Below are 18,588 nucleotides of genomic sequence, written 5' to 3' on the forward strand. Positions count from 1 at the left end.
AAAAACAACTAATCTCAAATACTTTTGATATTATTTCCTATTTAGGCACTATCTTTTTCATCAATGAGATAGTATGATGAGATCATATAAATTTGATTCGCAGAGGGGGAATTACATTGTTAAAACCAAAAAAAATCACTCTGGCCTATTTTTCAGGAACTGGTTGTACAAAAGAAGTCTGTCTGTGTTTCGCACAAGAATTAACAAAGAAGGGACTGGAAAGCAAAACCATCAATCTGGAAAGTCATGATCCGGAGAAATTAAAACAGCCCGATCTCCTGGTAATATTTTCGCCCGTATATGCCTTCCGGCTGGCCTCCATTACCGAAAAATGGGTCAAAGGCCTTCCGAAATCCAATCGGACAATGGTTGCGGTCGTTCCTGTGTCCGGAGGGGGAGATATCTCACCCAATACAGCCTGTACCATCGCCTGCAGGCGAATATTAAAGAAAAAGGGATATCATGTGATCTATGAACGAATGATCGTAATGCCGTCTAATTTCGGTGTGGATGCAGGAAGGGAAATTAACCTGCAATTATTACACCGATTACCGGAAAAGACAAAAGAAATGATCGAAGACATACTCACTGGAGAACATCATTTTCTGCTGGCTAAACCCAGGGACCGATTTCTTGCAATGCTGGGAAAAGGAGAACATCTGGGGGCAGGATTATTCGGCGCTTCCATTCAGCCATCTGCTAAATGCACCCACTGCGGGCTATGTTCACAAAAATGCCCCACCTGCAACATCAAAATGAAGCAGGGAATGCCCAGATTCGGTTTCCGTTGTATCTGGTGCTTAAGATGCATTTATGCCTGTCCGGTTCATGCTCTGAAACCCCGGATTTTATCCTCTGTTGTTTTGAAGGATGGTTTTCATTTGCAGGAATTAAAAAAACAGGAATATAAAAATTTTGATCCGGATCAGACAAACTTTAATCAGAATCGAGCCTGGAAGGGCGTCAGTGAATACTTAAAATAGGTAATTTACAAAACGGGCATGCATTCTCTCAAAAGAATACATGCCCTGCTTTATTATTATTTATAATTTTAAATCAATTCCGCTGGTTTTTGCTTCCATCATTGCATCTATAATAGAAATGATCTGTGCGCCGGCCTCTACAGGCGGCAATCCATTCTTATGGATATTGGATACCACCGTTCTTTGGGATTCCGGCTTCTTCGTACTTGATTCATAAGCCATATATGCACTTAAGCTTTCTCCGGTTGCAAGACCCGGCCTTTCTCCTATGAGGATAATGGTGATTTTCGCATTTAACGCTTCACTGATCCGGTCCATGACTGCGACTCTGGCAAATTTAACAAAGATGGGATCACCCACAGTATATCCCTTTTCCTTAAACCCATCCATAAGCATGGGATAGATATCAGGAAGATTACTGGTGATCGCAGGGGAGCTAAGCCCATCACCGGCAATGATCTGTACATCCATATCGTGTCTGCAGTTCTCACTGATTGTTTTTAGTGTTTCATCGGAAAAACGTCTTCCAAGATCCGGTCTTGTTATATATTCATCTTTATTTTTGCATAAACTCTGAACCTTTAAAAATTCCAGCTGATCCACCACTTTTTCATCCACCTCCGACCAGACGGCATCCATGGCAACTGCATGGTCAGCACGGAAGCGGAGATAAGTTTCTGTTTTCAATCTGGTTCCTGCCTTGCCGACACAGATTCTTGCAGCCGTGGTCTTCTTTAAATCAATACAGGACTGGCGGTCAACTGGCTGGTCAACTGTTACCCGGTCTGTTAAATCAAGAGAAGAGATATCCCTTACAAGGTCCTGGCTCATTTACTTCACCTCCTGTGTGAAAATAGATGGATCACCGGCCCGTTCCGTCAAATGTCCGTCTTCCATGATCCCAAGTTCTTCCATACGCTTTTCAAATTCTCCCATGGGGCGTTTTCCGCTTGTTTCCCGAAACGCCGCAGCATCATGATAGCTGGAGGACTGATACATCAGCATAATGTCATCCCCGGCCGGTATTCCCATCACATAATTGACACCTGCACTGGCAAGAAGAACGCCTAAGTTTTCCAGGTCATTCTGACTGGCCTTCATATGATTGGTATAGCAGACATCGCAGCCCATGGGGATGCCGGTCAGCTTTCCCATAAAATGATCTTCCAGCCCGGCCCGGATTACCTGGGCTCCGTCATATAAATACTCCGGTCCGATAAATCCCACCACGGTATTGACGCAGTAAGGGTGGTAGCGCTTTGCAAATCCATAGCACCGTGCTTCCATCACCAGCTGATCCGCATCATGATGGCCTTCCGAGGAAAGTTCCGAGCCCTGGCCTGTTTCAAAATACATGAAATTCGGGCCTTTAGAGCTTCTTTTTTCCTTCATCAGTTCATACGCCTCATCCATTAAGGCTGTGCTGATTCCAAACGCGGTATTGGAGATCTGTGATCCGGCAATGGATTGGAACATTAAATCCATGGGACTGCCTTTTTTTAAAGCTTCCATCTGTGTGGTAACGTGGGAGAGAACGCAGTTTTGGGTGGGAATCTGCCATTTATCCATAAAATCACGGAATGCCCGGAGTATTTTATCCGTTTGTTCCACCGTGTCTATGGCGGGGTTTAAACCAATCAATGCATCTCCGTTTGCATAGGAAATCCCCTCAAATACAGATGCCATTACCCCTTCAAAGCTGTCGGTGGGATGATTGGGCTGCAGCCTTGAGGCAAGAGTTCCCGGAAGACCGATTGTCGTATTGCAGGTAGCGGGAACAATCAGCTTCTTTGAAGCCACAATGATATCAAGATTGCTCATTAATTTTGTTACCCCTGCAATCACCTCAGCGGTGAGGCCATCCCGGATCTCTTCAATGGCAGCGGCGGGAGAGGCCAGTATAAATTCCCGCAGTTCTCCAAGAGTTATGGATTTAATTTTTTTATAAGCTTTCTCATCCACGCCGTCCTGAATGACTCTTGTAACTTCATCTGTTTCATAATCAACAACCGGATGGTTGCGTAAATCAGAAACGGTTAAATCGGCAAGAACCACTTTGGCTGCAATACGCTCTGCCGCATCTGCAGCTGCGATTCCCGCCAGCGTATCACCGGATTTCTCTTCATTTGCCTTGGCAAGGACTTCCTTCACTGTGCGGAATTCGTAGGTTTTTCCGAATAATCTTGTTTTTAATTTCACGTTTCCAGCCTCCTATGCTTCCAATTCCTTTTCTGCAGATGAAAAACTATTTGCAAAAAGTCTTTCTTTTACAAGATAATAAAGAACAGCGGCTGCATAAACAATGGCGGCGAGGAACAAAAGTGAGGCCTGGGAAACCACAAGAGCAACTACAACAACTGCACAGGTAACTGCTGCAATGGCAGGAATAAGCGGGGACTTTAACCGGTATGGACGTGCCAGTTCCGGCTCTTTTTTTCTGAGAACAAACCAGGAGGCAATGGATAAAACTGCCATTACAGAGGATCCGATGCAGGAGAATACAACCAGACTTCCTACATTTCCGGTGATTACAAAAAACAGACCGATCAGGCTGGTGCTCACAAGAGCAAAGACGGGAGTACCATTTTTATCCAGGTTCGAAAGCGCTTTTGGGAGATAGCCGCTTCTGGACATGGCATATGCCTGTCTGGAGTATCCAATCATAATTCCATGGAGACTTGCTGCCAGACCGAATAATCCAAAAAAGCCGACCAGTTTAACCAGGAATGAATTCTCTCCATAGACTTTTGATAAAATTGCTGGAAGAGGGTTATCCGTTGATGCAACAGCGGACAAATCAGAAGCGGAGTTACCGGCAGTAACAACAAGAACAGCAACAGCCATAACAACCAGCGCACCGATGCCTGAAACAAACGCCTTTGGAATGTCTTTTTGAGGATTTTTACATTCCTCCGCCCCCATTGCGCCTGATTCCACTGCCAGATAAAACCAGACCACAAATGGAATGGCTGCGAATATGCCATGCATGCCGTTCATGGAAGCACCGGAAGAGAATAAGCCATGTACGTCTACGGTAGGAATTCCAACTACAAAATAAACAGCCACCCCAAGAATCGCAAATACAGTAACAATCACGCTGACAATCGCCGCTGATTCAATTCCCCGCATATTAATAAATACAAAGATGCAGAAAGCTGTAATCGCAGCAATATTCGCCGGAATAACAGGGAACAGTCCGTGAACATAAGCGCCGATGGAAAGTGCGATTCCCGGCGTTGCAAAGATATACTCTAAGAGAATGGAGAAGCCTGCAATAAAACCTGCAAACTTACCGAACGATTTTTCTGCATACGCCGTAGGCCCGGCTGCGGATGGAATGGCAGTTGCCAGCTCAGAGTAGCAAAATACAAAGGAAACATAAAAAAGAGTGACAATGAAAGCAGCAATTAAGGCTCCTGTAAAATTAGTTTTTTCAAACAAATAGTTCCATCCAAAATACATACCGGAAACAACTGCACCAACGATAATCGCCCACAGCTTAACAGGTGTAAGAGCTTTGTTCAAATTTTTTTCTTCCATAATGGAATCCTCCTGATTTTTCATGGTTTTATTGATACACTAAGGTTTTAATAATGACGGGGACAGCGCTTCCAACAGGGGAACCGATATCAATGTAGTCACCATTTTCAATCTGTATCTGATCCAGACAGATAACGGGTTTGCCGCAGGATGTATGAATCCGGATCATCTGACTCAGAGCTTTTGCAAAGTCTTCTTTTAAGAGTACAATCACTGGACTTTTTAATCCCTCATAAAGGCTGGCGATCTGACCGGCAAGAGTTTTCAGTTCCCCGTAACCGGGACTTTTTCTGCCTTCAATACTCACTGCAAGAACATCTTCCTCATAAAGCTCCATAAGAGGTCTGGTACTTCTAAATACATCTTCCCACTGGTCCATAGCCGCCGGGCATTTTATTATGGGAACATTGCGTATGGGTAAAATGGATTCGTCAACCCCAACCGTACTTCCGCTGACTGACAGAGAGTGGCTTCCGGCTCCGATCACGGTTGCATTTATTTTTTCCTGCGGAATAATAAGCATGCTCTGAAACGGGGAAAGGGCCTGGGTTAATTTAAATCCCAGCAGAGGACCGATGTCCCCGTATTGGAACCATTGTTCCTTGTGTGTACTTTCGTTTAATAATCCCACATATTCGCCCACTCCACCGGATACGGATATAAAATCAATATCTTCCGGGATAGTAAAATCAGTGATGTATAATGGGAGGGTATCCTCACTCATTTCGCGTAACCCAAGTGCCTGAAGACAGCTGTCTGCCAGATAACCGCAGAAACGTTCCAGTGTATCTGTATCTGCAGCTTCTCCCTGCCTGATGGAAAGTTGATTTTTCTCCAGAATATGATGAATCCGGTCTGAAATATAGGTTACTTTGCAGGAGCCCTCCAGTCTGATCAGCCTTCCGCCGATGTCCATTGCAAATGAACCCGTACAGTTACCGCTGTCAAATACCGCGGCATTTAACGTTCCCCCGCCAATATCCAGGTTGATGATTTTTTTACTCCGTTTTTTTGATTCCCTGCTGATTCCGGCTCCCTTTCCGGCTAAAACCGATTCCAGCTTGGGACCTGCAGTAGCAACAACAAAATCACCCAGGTATTCTGATAACCAGATGTTTACCTGTCTGGCATTATCTTTTCTCGCTGTTTCTCCTGTTATGATGACTGCACCGGTTTCTATTTTTTCCTTTCCGATTCCGCTCTCTTTAAAGGCCTCTTTTACCCGCTCCCTTATCTGCTCAAAATCGATAATATCCTTAGAAATAAACGGTGTGAAGATCACCGGACTGCGATAGACAACTTCAGTCTCATCAATTTCAGTGGTGGGCAGCAGAGAAGGCCCAAGCCTGGTGGAGATTTTAATATTGCTGATAATAATCTCCGTTGTACTGGTTCCTATATCCACGCCGATGCTGTACAACCATATACCTCCTTCCGGCACCTTCAAAAACGAAAGAGCAAATAAAAAAGACGAAGGGAATTTCCAACAGGAAACGTCTTCGTCTTTGTGATCTCGTATGAAGTTAATATATTAACAATTAATATAAGGACTTTGATTGCATTTGTCAACAGTAAAATGAAAAAGATAATTCTGTCATCAGATATGCTCCCGGAACAGGATAAAATGCATTGTGCAATTTGTACATGACAATTGTCATATAGCAAACACCAATAGTGATATATGCATAAATAACATTGACTTTCCCCACACGGTTGCTATGATGAAGGCAGAAAGGGGGAATTTATATGCCAGATGAGAAGGGAAATAGAAAAATAATTGTTGCCGGACACATTTCCCTGGATATTACACCGGTTTTTAATAGCAGTGACGGAAAGAAAGTTCTTAAATCCTTCCAGCCCGGAAAGCTTCTGGAAACAGGAAAAGCCAACGTATCCGGAGGCGGAGCTGTTTTTAACACGGGGCTGGGGCTGCATGCGCTGGGTGCAGATGTCCTTTTAATGGCAAACACAGGGGATGATGATTTCGGACGGATACTGAAAGGAAAGATACAGGAAAGAGGGTGTGAAAGCTGTATCACCGTTTTGCCGGGAGAGGACACCTCCTACACAATTGTCCTGGCGCCAAAAGGTGTCGACCGTTTATTTCTTCATAATCCCGGATGTAATAACACTTTTGGCTTTGAGCATGTGGATTTGAAAAAAACAGAAAAAGCAGACCATTTTCACTTCGGTTATCCTACACTGATGAAGCGGTTTTACCAGAATGACGGAATGGAATTAAAAGAACTTTTCTGCCGAATCAAAAAGCTTGGGCTTACCACTTCTCTGGATCTGGCGGCGGTGGACCCGGACTCTGAAGCTGCAAACTGCCGCTGGGACCGGATTCTTGGCTCTGTGCTTCCCTATGTGGACTTTTTTGTTCCAAGTATCGAAGAACTTGGGTTTTTGCTGAACCGTCCCCTCTATGAGAAATGGCAGGAGATTGCTGACGGTGATGATATTACCTCGGTTCTCTCTTTAAAGAGAGACGTGGAAACCATTGCAAATCATGCTCTGCAGCTGGGAGCAAAGGCTGTGCTTTTAAAATGCGGAGCAGCCGGGATGTTCTTAAAAACAGCTTCAAAACAGGTGTTTGCAGATGGACCGGATTTTTTAAAGGGGTGGGGAGAGATTTCTTACTTCCAGAACAGCTTTCTCCCTGAGCGGATTCTGTCTGCAACTGGAGCGGGAGATACCAGTATCGCTGCTTTTATCAAGGCTATGCTGGAAGGGCGCAGGCCTGTAGAATGTGTAAAGCTTGCTGCTGCAACAGGCGCCTCCTGTGTAACTGCCTATGATACAGTAAGCGGCCTGCTGCCATTTGAAAAGTTAGAAGAAAAAATGAAAAATGGGTGGGAAGAGCAAAAGCGGATCCTGCCATAAACAGAAGGAGGAATTACATATGCTGATCACTATGAAATCAATTCTCAAACTGGCGGAGGCCAGAAAAATTGCCGCAGGTGCTTTTAATATCACCTCTCTGGAGGGAATCCAGGCAGTACTGGGGGCCGCAGAAGAAGCCGGGCAGCCTGTTATTCTTCAGTTTGCTCCAGTTCATGAAACAATTATTCCTCTGAAGGTTATTGGCCCCATCATGGTTATGATGGCGGAAAATGCGGCTGTTCCCGTAGCTGTCCACTTAGATCACGGAGATGATTTTAAAGTATTAAAGCAGGCTTTAGACATGGGATTTACCTCAGTTATGTACGATGGTTCCGCCCTTCCTTTTGAGGAAAATGCGGCAGGCACTAAAATTGCTGTGGAGCTTGCAGGTGTATATGGCGCTTCCGTTGAAGGAGAAATCGGAGCTATGGGAAGAGAGGAATTTTTAAGCGTGGGAGAAGGAGAAGGAAATGAAGCAGCCGAAAGCTGCTACACAGACCCGGATCAGGCGGAAACCTTTGCTGCAGCCACAGGAATTGACGCCTTAGCCTGTTCCTTTGGTACCGTACATGGTCTTTATCTGAAAAAGCCCAATCTGGACCTGGAGCGAATCAGCCGGATTCGGGAAAAGGTGGATCTTCCCATTGTCATGCACGGAGGTTCCGGAATCAGCGACGAAGATTTCCGTCAGTGCATCAAACGGGGAGTCCGTAAGATCAATTACTATACCTACCTGGCAAAGGCAGGCGGCATGTATGTGAAGGAAAAAGCCACAAAAGCAGAAGATATCGTGTTTTATCATGATGTGACAATGTGGGGAGTGGAAGCAATGAAAAAAGACGTGCTTCATACAATTAAGGTATTCTCCGGCGTGGAACAGTAAGAGGGCTGAAAACTATGAAACGTTCTGAAATCAACAAAGCTTTAAAGGATATGGAGCAGATGGTAAAGGCCTGCGGATTTTCCCTTCCTCCATTCTGCCGCTTTACTCCTGAGGAATGGAGGGAAAAAGGACATGAGTACGATGAAATCCGTGACAATATGCTTGGGTGGGATATCACAGATTTCGGACTAGGAGATTTTGACCGGACCGGTTTTTCTCTCATTACTCTGCGAAACGGAAATGTAAAGCAAAAAAAATATACAAAAACCTATGCGGAAAAGCTGCTTTACTTAAAAGAAGGGCAGTCAGCTGCCATGCATTTTCACTGGAACAAGATGGAGGATATTATAAACAGAGGGGGCGGCAACGTCCTGATCCGTGTTTATGAATCCACAGCAGATGGGAGCTTTTCTGATTCGGAAGTGACGGTAAGCAGTGATGGAAGAAGTTATAGAGTGCCTGCAGGGGCAGTTGTGACGCTGCATCCAGGAGAGAGTATTACCATCTATCCTTATCTCTACCATGATTTTAAAGTGGAGCCCCATACCGGACCTGTACTGCTTGGTGAAGTTTCCATGTGCAACGACGATAAGGAAGACAACCGCTTTTATCAGCCAATTGGCCGTTTCCCCAAAATCGAAGAAGACGAGCCCCCATACCGCCTCCTTTGCAACGAATACCCGGAGGCTGAGTAATTGTGCATAGTGATGAAAATTCAGGCGTGGACAATCCTGATTCTTCAAATACAGCATATTAAATATGACAAATGTAATTGAAAACTCATTACATTGTGCACATGTTTTAAAATAAACAGCATGGTATGATATTTATGTAGCATATAACACAATTATATAATGTATAAGGAGGATTTATCATGAAAAAAAGCACAAAAAAGCTCGCCGCGATTCTGATGTGTGCAGCGCTTGCCGGAATATCTGTGGCAGGCTGCAGCAATGGGGAACCAGAAACAAAGGCGCCGGAGACAACAAAAGCCGCTGAGGAAACAAAAGCAGAGACAAAAGCGGAAACGAAGGCTGAAGCGAAAACAGAAACAACGGCTGCCGTAAAATCCGACTCTGCTGTAAACATGGCAGATGCAAATGTAAAAAAGAAAGATCCAAGCAAGCATTATAAATTCGGGTATACCTGTATGGACGGTACAAACCCATTCTTTGTTACTATTGAAAAGACCATGCGGGAAATGATTGAAGCCCAGGGAGATGAACTGGTTTCTGTGGATCCGGCTAATGATGTAACACTTCAGATCACCCAAGTTGAGGATCTGGTTTCCCAGAAAATCGATGCCATGTTTATGAATCCTGCGGAAGCAGAAGGAATCCTTCCGGCACTGGACCAGTTAAAAGAAGCAAAGATACCTACGGTAGGATTTGATACGGAAGTGGCTGACATGTCCTATCTGATCTCTTATACCGGATCTGATAACTACAATGCAGGATTCGTATGCGGGGAAGATTTAGTTAAGAAATGTCCAAATGGCGGAGATATCATTGTTCTGGATTCCCCTACCATGAATTCTGTAACTGACAGAACCAACGGATTTTTGGATGCCATTAAAAATCACAACTTCAACATCGTTGCCCAGCAGGATGCAAAAGGAAATTTAGAGGTCTCCATGGGAATCGCAGAAGATTTACTTCAGGCTCACGGTGATGTAGTTGCCATATTCGGCGGAAATGATCCCACAGCTTTAGGAGCACTGGCAGCTGCAAATGCAGCCGGAATCAAAGACTGCAAAATCTACGGCGTAGACGGTTCTCCGGATATCAAGGCAGAAATGGCGTCCGGCACTTCCCTGATCGAAGGAAGCGGCGCCCAGTCACCGGTTAAAATCGCACAGTCTGCAGTCAATATCATGTATTCTTACTTAAATGGGGAAGAAGTCGCTGACCGGTATCCGGTTGAAACATTTCTCATTACATCTGACAACGTAAAGGATTATGGCACAGACGGCTGGCAGTAAATAAAGATAAGAGGAACCTTGCCTCCTGGAACAGGCGTGTTTGCATGCACCGGGAGGCGGAACCTTTTTTCCCAGACTGGCCTCATAAATGGATAACGCAGTGTAAGAACAGGCAGGTGAATATATGAGTGAGAAAATTCTGCTTCAGATGAAAAATATCCACAAATCCTTCCCGGGTGTCAACGCACTGCAGGGGGTGGATTTTGAGCTGTTCCCTGGAGAAGTTCACGCGCTTCTCGGCGAAAACGGGGCTGGAAAGTCCACGCTCATCAAGGTATTAGGCGGAATTTATATTGCAGAAGAGGGAGAGATTTTCATTGAAGGACAGAAGGTGGTCATTGACGGAGTAAATGCTTCTCATGCCAATGGAATTTCCATCATCCATCAGGAACTGGTACTGGTCCCCCATATGACCGTGGCAGAAAACATTTTCCTGGGACGGGAACCTGGAAGAGGCGGTTTCATTGACCATGAGACAATGGAACGGGAAGCAGGGAAGCTCTTAGATGATTATCAGATGAGCATTTCTCCGGGAGCTTTTGTCAAAGACTTAACCATTGCCCAGCAGCAGATGGTGGAGATCGTCAAAGCCATTTCCTACCGGTCTAAGATTCTGGTCATGGATGAACCAACCTCCTCCATATCGGACAAAGAGGTGGAGTTCCTTTTTCAGACCATGCGGATGCTGATCAAAAAGGGGGTGGGAATTATTTATATTTCCCACAAAATGGATGAGCTGGAGCAGATCTGTGACAGAGTGACCGTTTTAAGAGATGGAACATACGTAGGAACAAAAGTTGTTAAGGACACATCAAGAGATCAGCTAATCTCCATGATGGTGGGGCGGGAACTGACAAAATATTATACCAGGGATTATAATGACCCCGGTGATGTTGTATTAAAATGTGAAAATATAGCAGACGGAAAGATGGTAAAAGGAGCAAGTTTTGAACTGCGCCAGGGAGAGATCATCGGCTTTGCCGGGCTGGTGGGAGCAGGCAGAAGTGAAACCATGAAATGTATTTTCGGTCTGACGCCGTGTCTGTCCGGGGAAATATCTGTAAATGGGAAACCGGCAAGAATCAAATCCCCCTTAGATGCCATGAAATATAAAATTGCCCTGGTGCCGGAGGACCGGAAACAGGAAGGCCTTTATCCGGTGCAGAGTGTCCGCTTTAACTCCACAATTGAAGTCCTTAAATCCTTTATCAAAGGAATTTTAGTCAATCAGAAAAAAGAAGAAGAAATAACCGGTAAATATATCGAAATGATGGATACAAAGACTCCATCCCAGGAACAGCTGATCGGTAACTTATCCGGCGGAAACCAGCAGAAGGTTATGATCGGAAGATGGCTTGCCACTTCTCCTGACATCCTGATCCTTGATGAACCTACCAGAGGCGTGGATGTAGGGGCAAAATCAGAAATTTATGCAACCATGAATGAACTGGTCAAAGAGGGAATGTCAATTATCATGATTTCTTCCGAACTGCCGGAAATTCTAAATATGAGCGACCGGGTATATGTCATGTGCGACGGAAAAACCACCGGCTGTTTCCACCATAGCGAAAACATTACCCAGGAACAGATTATGAAGCTGGCAGCCAAGTAGGAAAGAGGGAGAGATCAGATGACAACTAGACTTCAAAAAAATATGAAACAATATTTAAAAGATAACATCGGAATTATCGGTGCACTGCTGATTCTGTGTATTTTCTTATCCATATTTCCAAAGACCAGCGGTGTATTTCTGACACATAAAAATATATTTAATGTACTGAGGCAGATTTCTTCAAACTTATTCCTTGCATGCGGAATGACCATGGTAATTATTTTAGGCGGAATTGACCTTTCCGTCGGTTCCATCATTGCTCTTTCCGGCTGTGTGGCTGCCGGCTGTGTGGCACGTTATAATCTTCCCATATTTGCAGCGGTTTTAATTGGCATTCTCATCGGTATGGCAGTTGGTATGGCAAACGGTGTGGTAATTTCCAAAACCACTATTCCTCCGTTTATCGTCACACTAGCCACCATGAATGTGGCAAAAGGCCTGGCATATGTTTATACCGGCGGTTCTCCCGTGAGAGTTGTCACAAAGAAATGGCAGTTTCTCGGTGCCGGCTACATCGGAGGAGTCCCCACCCCTGTCATTATCCTGGTTTTTGTGTTAATCATTACCGCAATTATTATGAATAAGACAAAGCTGGGACGCCACATCTATGCAGTGGGGGGAAATTCACAGGCTGCCAGGTTTTCCGGAATCAGCACAGCAAGAGTGAAATTACTGGTACATACCTATTCCGGAATTATGGCAGGTCTTGCAGGCGTTGTCCTGGCTTCCCGCATGTATTCCGGCCAGCCTACCGCAGGAGACGGAGCAGAAATGGATGCCATTGCAGCGGTAGTTGTTGGAGGAACCTCCATGGCGGGCGGTTCCGGTAAAATCGGAGGCACCATAATCGGAGGTCTGATTATCGGCGTATTAAACAACGGTCTGAATCTTCTGAATGTGAATTCATTCTGGCAGTATGTGGTAAAAGGCATTGTGATTCTTCTGGCAGTATTTGTGGACTACTTAAGAAACAAGAAAAAAGGTTAAAAATCTCCACAGGCAGGGAGCGTTTCCTTAACAGAGAAACGCTTTTTGTGGTATAATAAATAAAAAACGCGGGGGTGTTTTAAACATGAAGAGAAAGTCGGGGGTAATTCTCTTAATTGCACTGATTGCAGCTTTGTCAGCTGGCTGCAGCAGGAGGAAGGACGAAGCACCTCCTCATGAGGCTCTTATATTCGGAGCCACTTATATGACACGGAATAATCCCTATTTCAATGTACTGGGACAGGGGATCGAAGAAGTGGTGGAAGCCAATGGAGACATTCTTCTGACAAGAGATCCTTTGCAGGATCAGGAGAAGCAGAATGAACAGATTCAGGAACTCATTGATGAAGGAATCAGTATGCTTTTCTTAAATCCGGTTGACTGGGAAGCGGTCCGCCCGGCGTTAATTGCCTGTAAGAAGGCAGGTGTTGCGGTTATTAATGTAGATACCGTGGTAAAGGACCGGGATCTGGTAATATCCGTGATTGAAACTGACAACTACCAGGCAGGCCAGCTCTGCGCCCTGGATATGATGAAGCGAAAGAAGTCTGCGGATATTGTAATACTGGATAATCCGATTCAGATGTCGATCACCTACCGGGCACAGGGGTTTACCGATGCCATTGCAGGCAATCCCAATTACCGGGTGGTATACCGGCATGCGGCAGCGGGGGAAATTGAGGTTTCTTCCAAAGTAATGGAGGAGTTTTTAAACCAGAATAAAAAGTTTGATGTGGTTCTTGGAGGCAATGATCCTACGGCGCTTGGTGCTTTGGCAGCACTTCAGCAGGCAAGAAAGGAGGAAGGAGTTCTTATCTACGGCATAGACGGATCTCCTGACTTCAAGGCAATACTGGATATGGGGTACGTGACCGGAACCAGTGCCCAAAGCCCCAAATCCATAGGAAGAGTCGCAGCGGAAACCGCTTACCGGTATTTAAGCGGAGAACCGGTTGACCCATATATCAGTCTGTCCAGTACCCTGATCACAAAGGACAATCTGGCAGACTACGAAATCGATGGCTGGCAGTAGGGTGAGAAATGGAAGAGAATAAATCGAACAGCAGGATCAGGATTCTACAGACCGGAATCCTCATCCTCAATATCATATCCGTTATGGGAATCAGCATTTTTATATATGGTACAATTGAAAAAATCCGCAGAACATACGGTGCAAGAGAATTCTTAAATGAAATTCAGGCCATCGTCTGGTATCCTTATGCCAAAATATGGCTCTGCGCCCTGCTGTTAGGGTTTCTCACCTTAAGCATGGTGATCAGAGACCGGCTGTTTCCCAATAACAGCAAGGTTATTTTAACCAGTCTTGTTGCAGATTTTATTGTATGCTTTGCAATTATCATTGAACTGAATTTCAACTACAACGGAATTCTTCTGCTGGTATTTTCCAACGTTATTCTGTATGTAAAAAATGGAAAATCCAGATACATCCTGGCGGCTGTTGCCATTGGAAGCTTCATTCTGGCCGATTATGAACTGTTGTCCATTTCGTACAGACTGTATTCCATCCAGGATTATATTGCTTTTTACAGCGCCACAAAACAGCAGTATTTTCTGAGTATTTATAACATTTTTATATCCTTAAATGTAATTTTATTTGTCGCTTACTGTGTCAATATCATAAACGAGCAGCAGGGAAACATCGAAGAAATACACGGGTTAAACGAAAAGCTGCATGATGTGAACGAACAGCTGCAAAAGTATTCTCTTATGGCGGAGAAAATGGCAGAAACCAGAGAACGCAACCGTCTGGCAAGGGAAATTCATGATACACTGGGACATACACTCACAGGGATTTCAGCCGGAATCGATGCATGTATTGCGATCATCGGCACTTCACCGGAACAGACAAAAAAGCAGCTGGAACTGATCTCCAAAGTTACCAGAGACGGAATTAAAGACATCCGCCGCTCCGTCAGTGAATTAAGGCCGGATGCCTTAGACCGGTTCAGTCTGGAATTTGCCATTAACAAGATGGTAACTGACATCAACGCCGTATCGGATACAAGGGTTTATTTCGACTGCAGGGTAAGTAATTTGAAATTCGGTGAAGATGAAGAAAATGCAATTTACCGCGTGGTGCAGGAAGGAATTACCAACGCCATACGCCACGGACAGGCGAAAGAAATATGGGTGACCGTGAAAATGGAAAAGGAAGATATTCTGATTCAGATTAAAGATAATGGAATTGGATGCAAAGAAATGAAAAGCGGTTTCGGTACCAAACATATGAAAGAGCGGATTCGTATGTTAAACGGAGCCGTGACGTTTGACGGGAGCGATGGTTTTATCGTAAATGCAAGAATACCGATCCGGAGGGGAGAAACCTATGATTAAAGTATTGATTGCCGATGATCAGGAACTGATACGCCAGAGCCTGCAGATTGTCTTAAACAGCAGAAAAGACATGACCGTTACCGATGTGGCGGCAGACGGTCAGGAGGTGATGCGGTGCATCCGGAAAAATAAGCCGGACGTAATCCTAATGGATGTGCGTATGCCCAAAATGGATGGGGTGCAGTGCACAAAGCTTATTAAAGAAAGCCACCCTCAGATTAAGATCATTATACTGACTACATTTGATGATGATGAATATGTATACAATGCTTTAAAATATGGTGCCAGTGGATATTTACTGAAAGGAGTCTCCATGGAAGAGCTGGCAAATGCGATTACAACCGTTTACAATGGCTGGGCTATGATTAATCCGGATATAACAGCAAAGGTTTTAAGACTGTTTTCCCAGATGGCAAAAGCAGACTATTCCATTACGGTAAAAGAAAAAAACATGGATGAACTTACGAAAACCGAATGGAAGATCATAGCACAGGTAGAAAAAGGAGCAAGCAACCGGGAAATCGCCGCGGCCTTAAGCTTATCGGAAGGAACCGTACGAAATTATCTGAGCACCATTTTAAATAAACTGAATTTAAGAGACAGGACCCAGCTTGCAATCTGGGCAGTACAGAACAATGTGAGGAATAAGGTGGAAGGACGGATCGAGGAAACAGAGGGAGCATTATGAAAAAAAAGAAATTCATTCTCAGCGGGCTGTTATGTTTGCTTTTGCTGTGTGCCTTCTGCTTTGTCTGCCACAAAAGCAGCCGTCCGGTTATACTGGAATTTGGTATGTTTACCGGCAGCAACTGGGATGTGGCAAGTGCCAACAGCTTTAAAATAATGGACCGGGCCATTGAAGATTTTGAAAAAACACATCCAAATGTGAAGATTCACTATTACAGCGGAATTGCAAAGGAGGATTACTCTGAATGGTGCGCCAGAAAGCTTCTGGAAGGAAAGACACCCGATGTATTCATGGTGCTGGATTCTGATTTTGACAAATTTACGTCTCTTGGAGTTATGAAGAACCTGGATGATTTAATGTCCTCTGACAGCAGCTTTCACAAGGATGACTTCTTCGAAACCGCTTTGGACACCGGACGAAACGGAGAGCATCAGTATGCACTCCCCTATGAAGTGGTGCCGACTCTGATGTTTGTAAATAAATCTCTTCTTGCAAAAGAGGGGATAACGATGCCAAGAGAAGACTGGACCTGGGAAGATATGGATGAGATCTGTCAGAAAGTTACAAAGGATACTGACCAGGATGGTCTTTTAGATCAGTTCGGAACTTATAATTACAGCTGGCGGGATGCCTTATATACCTGCGGAGGCAAACTATTCGGGAATAATCAGGCACAGATATCCTTTACCGACAGCCGGGTTTTAAATGCGGTCAAATACATCAAACGCCTGAATGATATCAACCGGGGGCAGAGTGTGACACAGGAAGATTTCAATGCGGGAAAAGTGGCATTTATGCCTCTTACGTTTGCAGAGTACCGCACCTACAAAACCTATCCGTACCGGATTAAAAAATACACCAAATTCCAATGGGACTGCATCACATTTCCGGCAGATAAAGAAGGCGGTAATATATCCAAGGTAGATGCACTGTTAATCGGAATCGGCAGCAAAACCAGGCATGAAACCCTTGCCTGGGAGTTTCTAAAACAGCTGACCTATACCAGAGAAATGCAGATGGATGTTTACCGTTATTCCCAGGGGGTGCCTGCACTAAGGGCGGTGGCCTCTTCCCAGGAAGGGGTGGATTGCCTTCAGGAGGACATGGACGAAGGAGAGCAGGTCATAAGCAGCACACTTTTGTGCCATGTCATTGAAAACGGGATCATAGAACCTAAGCTCCTCCAGTATCAGCAGGTTATGAATCTGGCAGATGGAGAAGTGTCCAAAATTCTGCAGGAAAATAAAAATGTGGACAGCAGCATGAAGATCTTTCAGCGGACAGTCAGTAAATATTTGCAGCAGCAGAAATAAACAGCTTGTAATAAAAAGTACAGTTAAATATAATGGTAGGAGATGTTAAAATACAGATTATTATATGGCGGAGGTTATTAACGGTGCGGTTTTTAGAAGTAGAGAAAAAGGGGTTGGCTCAGATAAAATCCCAGAATCGGGTTCGTATATTCAGCGAAATATTAAGACAGCAGCCTATTTCCAGAACTCAATTGGAAACAGTTCTTTCCTTATCTCCGTCAACGGTTTCAAGAATTGTGGAACAATTACTGAAAGCTGGAATTATCAAAGAATCCGGAACCGAACCAAAAGCGATCGGAAGAAAGCCGATTATGCTTTATATCAGAGAAGATGCATATTATGTAATCGGAATAAGTATAACAAAGAAACGAATTGCATTTGGGTTGATGAATGTTCTGGGAGAGATGATTGAAAAAGTACAATGGAGTACCATTGCCATCAGTAGAAGTGAAGAATTATTATCAACACTGGAACGCGGCATTAGCCACTTGCTTTTAACGTGCAGTATTTCCCCTGAACAGATTTTAACCATTGGCATCGCTGCCAGAGGGCTGATTAATAAAGAGACGGGAAGTATTCTTTATGCCATGGAAACAAAAGAATGGATTCCGGTCAGGGAGCATTTAAATCAGATATTTGACTGCCCGGTCTATCTGGAAAACAATGTGGCGGCTGACTTAAAAGCCCAATATATGCAGGATAGTGTAATTGAGAACGCCATGGTTTATCTGTATATGGACGAGGGGATCGGCGGCAGTATTATTTATGATGGTAAGATTATCGATGGTCAGAGCAATATGGCTGCCAGATTTGGACATCTGACCGTTATTCCAGATGGAAAACTGTGCAGCTGTGGTAAAAGAGGGCATTTGGAAGCATACGTTACCAATAGTTTGCTGATCGAAGCATATAGACAGCAAACCCAGCCGTCCTGTAGTTCCGTTAAGGAAATCTGTTTTGCAGCCAGTCAGGGAGAGCCAGAGGCGAACATAATTATTGATGAAGCATTAAGAAAATTAGCTTTTGCCATTTCTCAGATACTAGTGAATATCAATCCAGGGACCTTGGTTTTGTATGGCGAGTTATTCGAATATTATCAGGGAGTCATCGATGCATTGAAAAAAGAAATTGATAAGCTGGTCTTTGATGAGAAGCTTTACCAGATTAAATGGATCATCAGGAAAGAACATCAGGTACAGGTGGAGCGAAGCATTGCAAAATTAGCTTTGGAATGGGTGTTGGTATAAGCGAAAAGAATTGGACAATCATGATATTTTTGTGAAATGGAGTGGAGTGTGTATAACATACATATTCCGCTCTTTTTAATTACATCATTGAAGTATAATTAATATTATATAATTTC

16 protein-coding genes are annotated in these 18,588 nt (G+C 44.3%); 12 read left to right on the forward strand and 4 right to left on the reverse strand.

Annotated features, from left to right (window positions below; all coding sequences use genetic code 11):
• The first annotated feature begins 116 nt into the window (after positions 1 to 116).
• Positions 117 to 983, forward strand: coding sequence for an EFR1 family ferrodoxin (locus V7D18_RS26345; protein WP_426158900.1), 867 nt, complete (start codon positions 117 to 119; stop codon positions 981 to 983).
• A gap of 60 nt (positions 984 to 1,043) precedes the next feature.
• Here the strand turns inward: V7D18_RS26345 and eutC are convergent, their stop codons facing one another.
• The 4 genes from eutC to V7D18_RS26365 are packed head-to-tail and all read right to left on the reverse strand — an operon-like array spanning position 1,044 to position 5,943.
• Entirely contained in the window at positions 1,044 to 1,814 is a 771-nt protein-coding gene (gene eutC, locus V7D18_RS26350; RefSeq protein WP_426158901.1) for an ethanolamine ammonia-lyase subunit EutC, read from the reverse strand.
• Entirely contained in the window at positions 1,815 to 3,182 is a 1,368-nt protein-coding gene (locus V7D18_RS26355) for an ethanolamine ammonia-lyase subunit EutB (protein ID WP_426158902.1), read from the reverse strand.
• A gap of 12 nt (positions 3,183 to 3,194) precedes the next feature.
• The gene (gene eat, locus V7D18_RS26360) at positions 3,195 to 4,523 is read right to left on the reverse strand and encodes an ethanolamine permease (protein WP_426158904.1); all 1,329 of its coding nucleotides are present in this window, start codon (positions 4,521 to 4,523) and stop codon (positions 3,195 to 3,197) included.
• 28 nt (positions 4,524 to 4,551) lie between these two features.
• Positions 4,552 to 5,943: an ethanolamine ammonia-lyase reactivating factor EutA gene (locus tag V7D18_RS26365; protein WP_426158905.1), complete on the reverse strand. Its 1,392-nt coding sequence runs from the start codon at positions 5,941 to 5,943 to the stop codon at positions 4,552 to 4,554.
• A 326-nt stretch (positions 5,944 to 6,269) separates the two neighbouring features.
• Here V7D18_RS26365 and V7D18_RS26370 point away from each other — a divergent pair, with 326 nt between their 5' ends.
• The 11 genes from V7D18_RS26370 (at position 6,270) to V7D18_RS26420 (ending at position 18,472) form a co-directional block, all read left to right on the forward strand.
• Positions 6,270 to 7,406 carry a carbohydrate kinase family protein gene (locus V7D18_RS26370; RefSeq protein ID WP_426158907.1) on the forward strand — a complete coding sequence of 379 codons (1,137 nt, stop codon included), beginning with the start codon at positions 6,270 to 6,272 and terminating at the stop codon, positions 7,404 to 7,406.
• A gap of 19 nt (positions 7,407 to 7,425) precedes the next feature.
• Positions 7,426 to 8,289: a class II fructose-bisphosphate aldolase gene (locus V7D18_RS26375; protein ID WP_426158908.1), complete on the forward strand. Its 864-nt coding sequence runs from the start codon at positions 7,426 to 7,428 to the stop codon at positions 8,287 to 8,289.
• A 14-nt stretch (positions 8,290 to 8,303) separates the two neighbouring features.
• Positions 8,304 to 8,984, forward strand: coding sequence for a D-lyxose/D-mannose family sugar isomerase (locus tag V7D18_RS26380; protein ID WP_426158909.1), 681 nt, complete (start codon positions 8,304 to 8,306; stop codon positions 8,982 to 8,984).
• A gap of 179 nt (positions 8,985 to 9,163) precedes the next feature.
• Entirely contained in the window at positions 9,164 to 10,270 is a 1,107-nt protein-coding gene (locus V7D18_RS26385) for a sugar ABC transporter substrate-binding protein (protein ID WP_426158911.1), read from the forward strand.
• A gap of 124 nt (positions 10,271 to 10,394) precedes the next feature.
• Positions 10,395 to 11,882 carry a sugar ABC transporter ATP-binding protein gene (locus tag V7D18_RS26390; RefSeq protein ID WP_426158913.1) on the forward strand — a complete coding sequence of 496 codons (1,488 nt, stop codon included), beginning with the start codon at positions 10,395 to 10,397 and terminating at the stop codon, positions 11,880 to 11,882.
• Positions 11,883 to 11,900: 18 nt separating this feature from the next.
• Positions 11,901 to 12,869: an ABC transporter permease gene (locus V7D18_RS26395; RefSeq protein WP_426158915.1), complete on the forward strand. Its 969-nt coding sequence runs from the start codon at positions 11,901 to 11,903 to the stop codon at positions 12,867 to 12,869.
• A gap of 85 nt (positions 12,870 to 12,954) precedes the next feature.
• Positions 12,955 to 13,902, forward strand: a complete 948-nt coding sequence (locus V7D18_RS26400) for a sugar ABC transporter substrate-binding protein (protein WP_426158917.1) — start codon at positions 12,955 to 12,957, stop codon at positions 13,900 to 13,902.
• Between the two features lie 8 nt (positions 13,903 to 13,910).
• The gene (locus tag V7D18_RS26405) at positions 13,911 to 15,224 is read left to right on the forward strand and encodes a sensor histidine kinase (protein WP_426158919.1); all 1,314 of its coding nucleotides are present in this window, start codon (positions 13,911 to 13,913) and stop codon (positions 15,222 to 15,224) included.
• The gene (locus V7D18_RS26410) at positions 15,217 to 15,912 is read left to right on the forward strand and encodes a response regulator transcription factor (protein ID WP_426158921.1); all 696 of its coding nucleotides are present in this window, start codon (positions 15,217 to 15,219) and stop codon (positions 15,910 to 15,912) included. Before V7D18_RS26405 ends, V7D18_RS26410 begins: the two co-directional genes overlap by 8 nt.
• Positions 15,909 to 17,225, forward strand: coding sequence for an ABC transporter substrate-binding protein (locus V7D18_RS26415; protein WP_426158923.1), 1,317 nt, complete (start codon positions 15,909 to 15,911; stop codon positions 17,223 to 17,225). The genes V7D18_RS26410 and V7D18_RS26415 overlap by 4 nt, the downstream gene beginning before the upstream one ends.
• Before the next feature lie 83 nt (positions 17,226 to 17,308).
• On the forward strand, positions 17,309 to 18,472 hold the full coding sequence (locus V7D18_RS26420; protein ID WP_426158925.1) for an ROK family protein: 1,164 nt from the start codon (positions 17,309 to 17,311) through the stop codon (positions 18,470 to 18,472).
• The last annotated feature ends 116 nt before the right edge of the window (positions 18,473 to 18,588 follow it).

It is taken from the genome of Lacrimispora sp. 38-1, assembly GCF_049890855.1.
In the GTDB taxonomy this organism is placed as follows: Bacteria; Bacillota; Clostridia; order Lachnospirales; family Lachnospiraceae; genus Lacrimispora.

Coding starts and splice junctions, on each gene's coding strand:
- eutC (WP_426158901.1), bottom strand. CDS start 1,814: ATGAGCCAGGACCTTGTAAGGGATATCTCTTCTCTTGATTTAACAGAC.
- eat (WP_426158904.1), bottom strand. CDS start 4,523: ATGGAAGAAAAAAATTTGAACAAAGCTCTTACACCTGTTAAGCTGTGG.
- V7D18_RS26370 (WP_426158907.1), top strand. CDS start 6,270: ATGCCAGATGAGAAGGGAAATAGAAAAATAATTGTTGCCGGACACATT.
- V7D18_RS26375 (WP_426158908.1), top strand. CDS start 7,426: ATGCTGATCACTATGAAATCAATTCTCAAACTGGCGGAGGCCAGAAAA.
- V7D18_RS26380 (WP_426158909.1), top strand. CDS start 8,304: ATGAAACGTTCTGAAATCAACAAAGCTTTAAAGGATATGGAGCAGATG.
- V7D18_RS26385 (WP_426158911.1), top strand. CDS start 9,164: ATGAAAAAAAGCACAAAAAAGCTCGCCGCGATTCTGATGTGTGCAGCG.
- V7D18_RS26390 (WP_426158913.1), top strand. CDS start 10,395: ATGAGTGAGAAAATTCTGCTTCAGATGAAAAATATCCACAAATCCTTC.
- V7D18_RS26395 (WP_426158915.1), top strand. CDS start 11,901: ATGACAACTAGACTTCAAAAAAATATGAAACAATATTTAAAAGATAAC.
- V7D18_RS26400 (WP_426158917.1), top strand. CDS start 12,955: ATGAAGAGAAAGTCGGGGGTAATTCTCTTAATTGCACTGATTGCAGCT.
- V7D18_RS26405 (WP_426158919.1), top strand. CDS start 13,911: ATGGAAGAGAATAAATCGAACAGCAGGATCAGGATTCTACAGACCGGA.
- V7D18_RS26410 (WP_426158921.1), top strand. CDS start 15,217: ATGATTAAAGTATTGATTGCCGATGATCAGGAACTGATACGCCAGAGC.
- V7D18_RS26415 (WP_426158923.1), top strand. CDS start 15,909: ATGAAAAAAAAGAAATTCATTCTCAGCGGGCTGTTATGTTTGCTTTTG.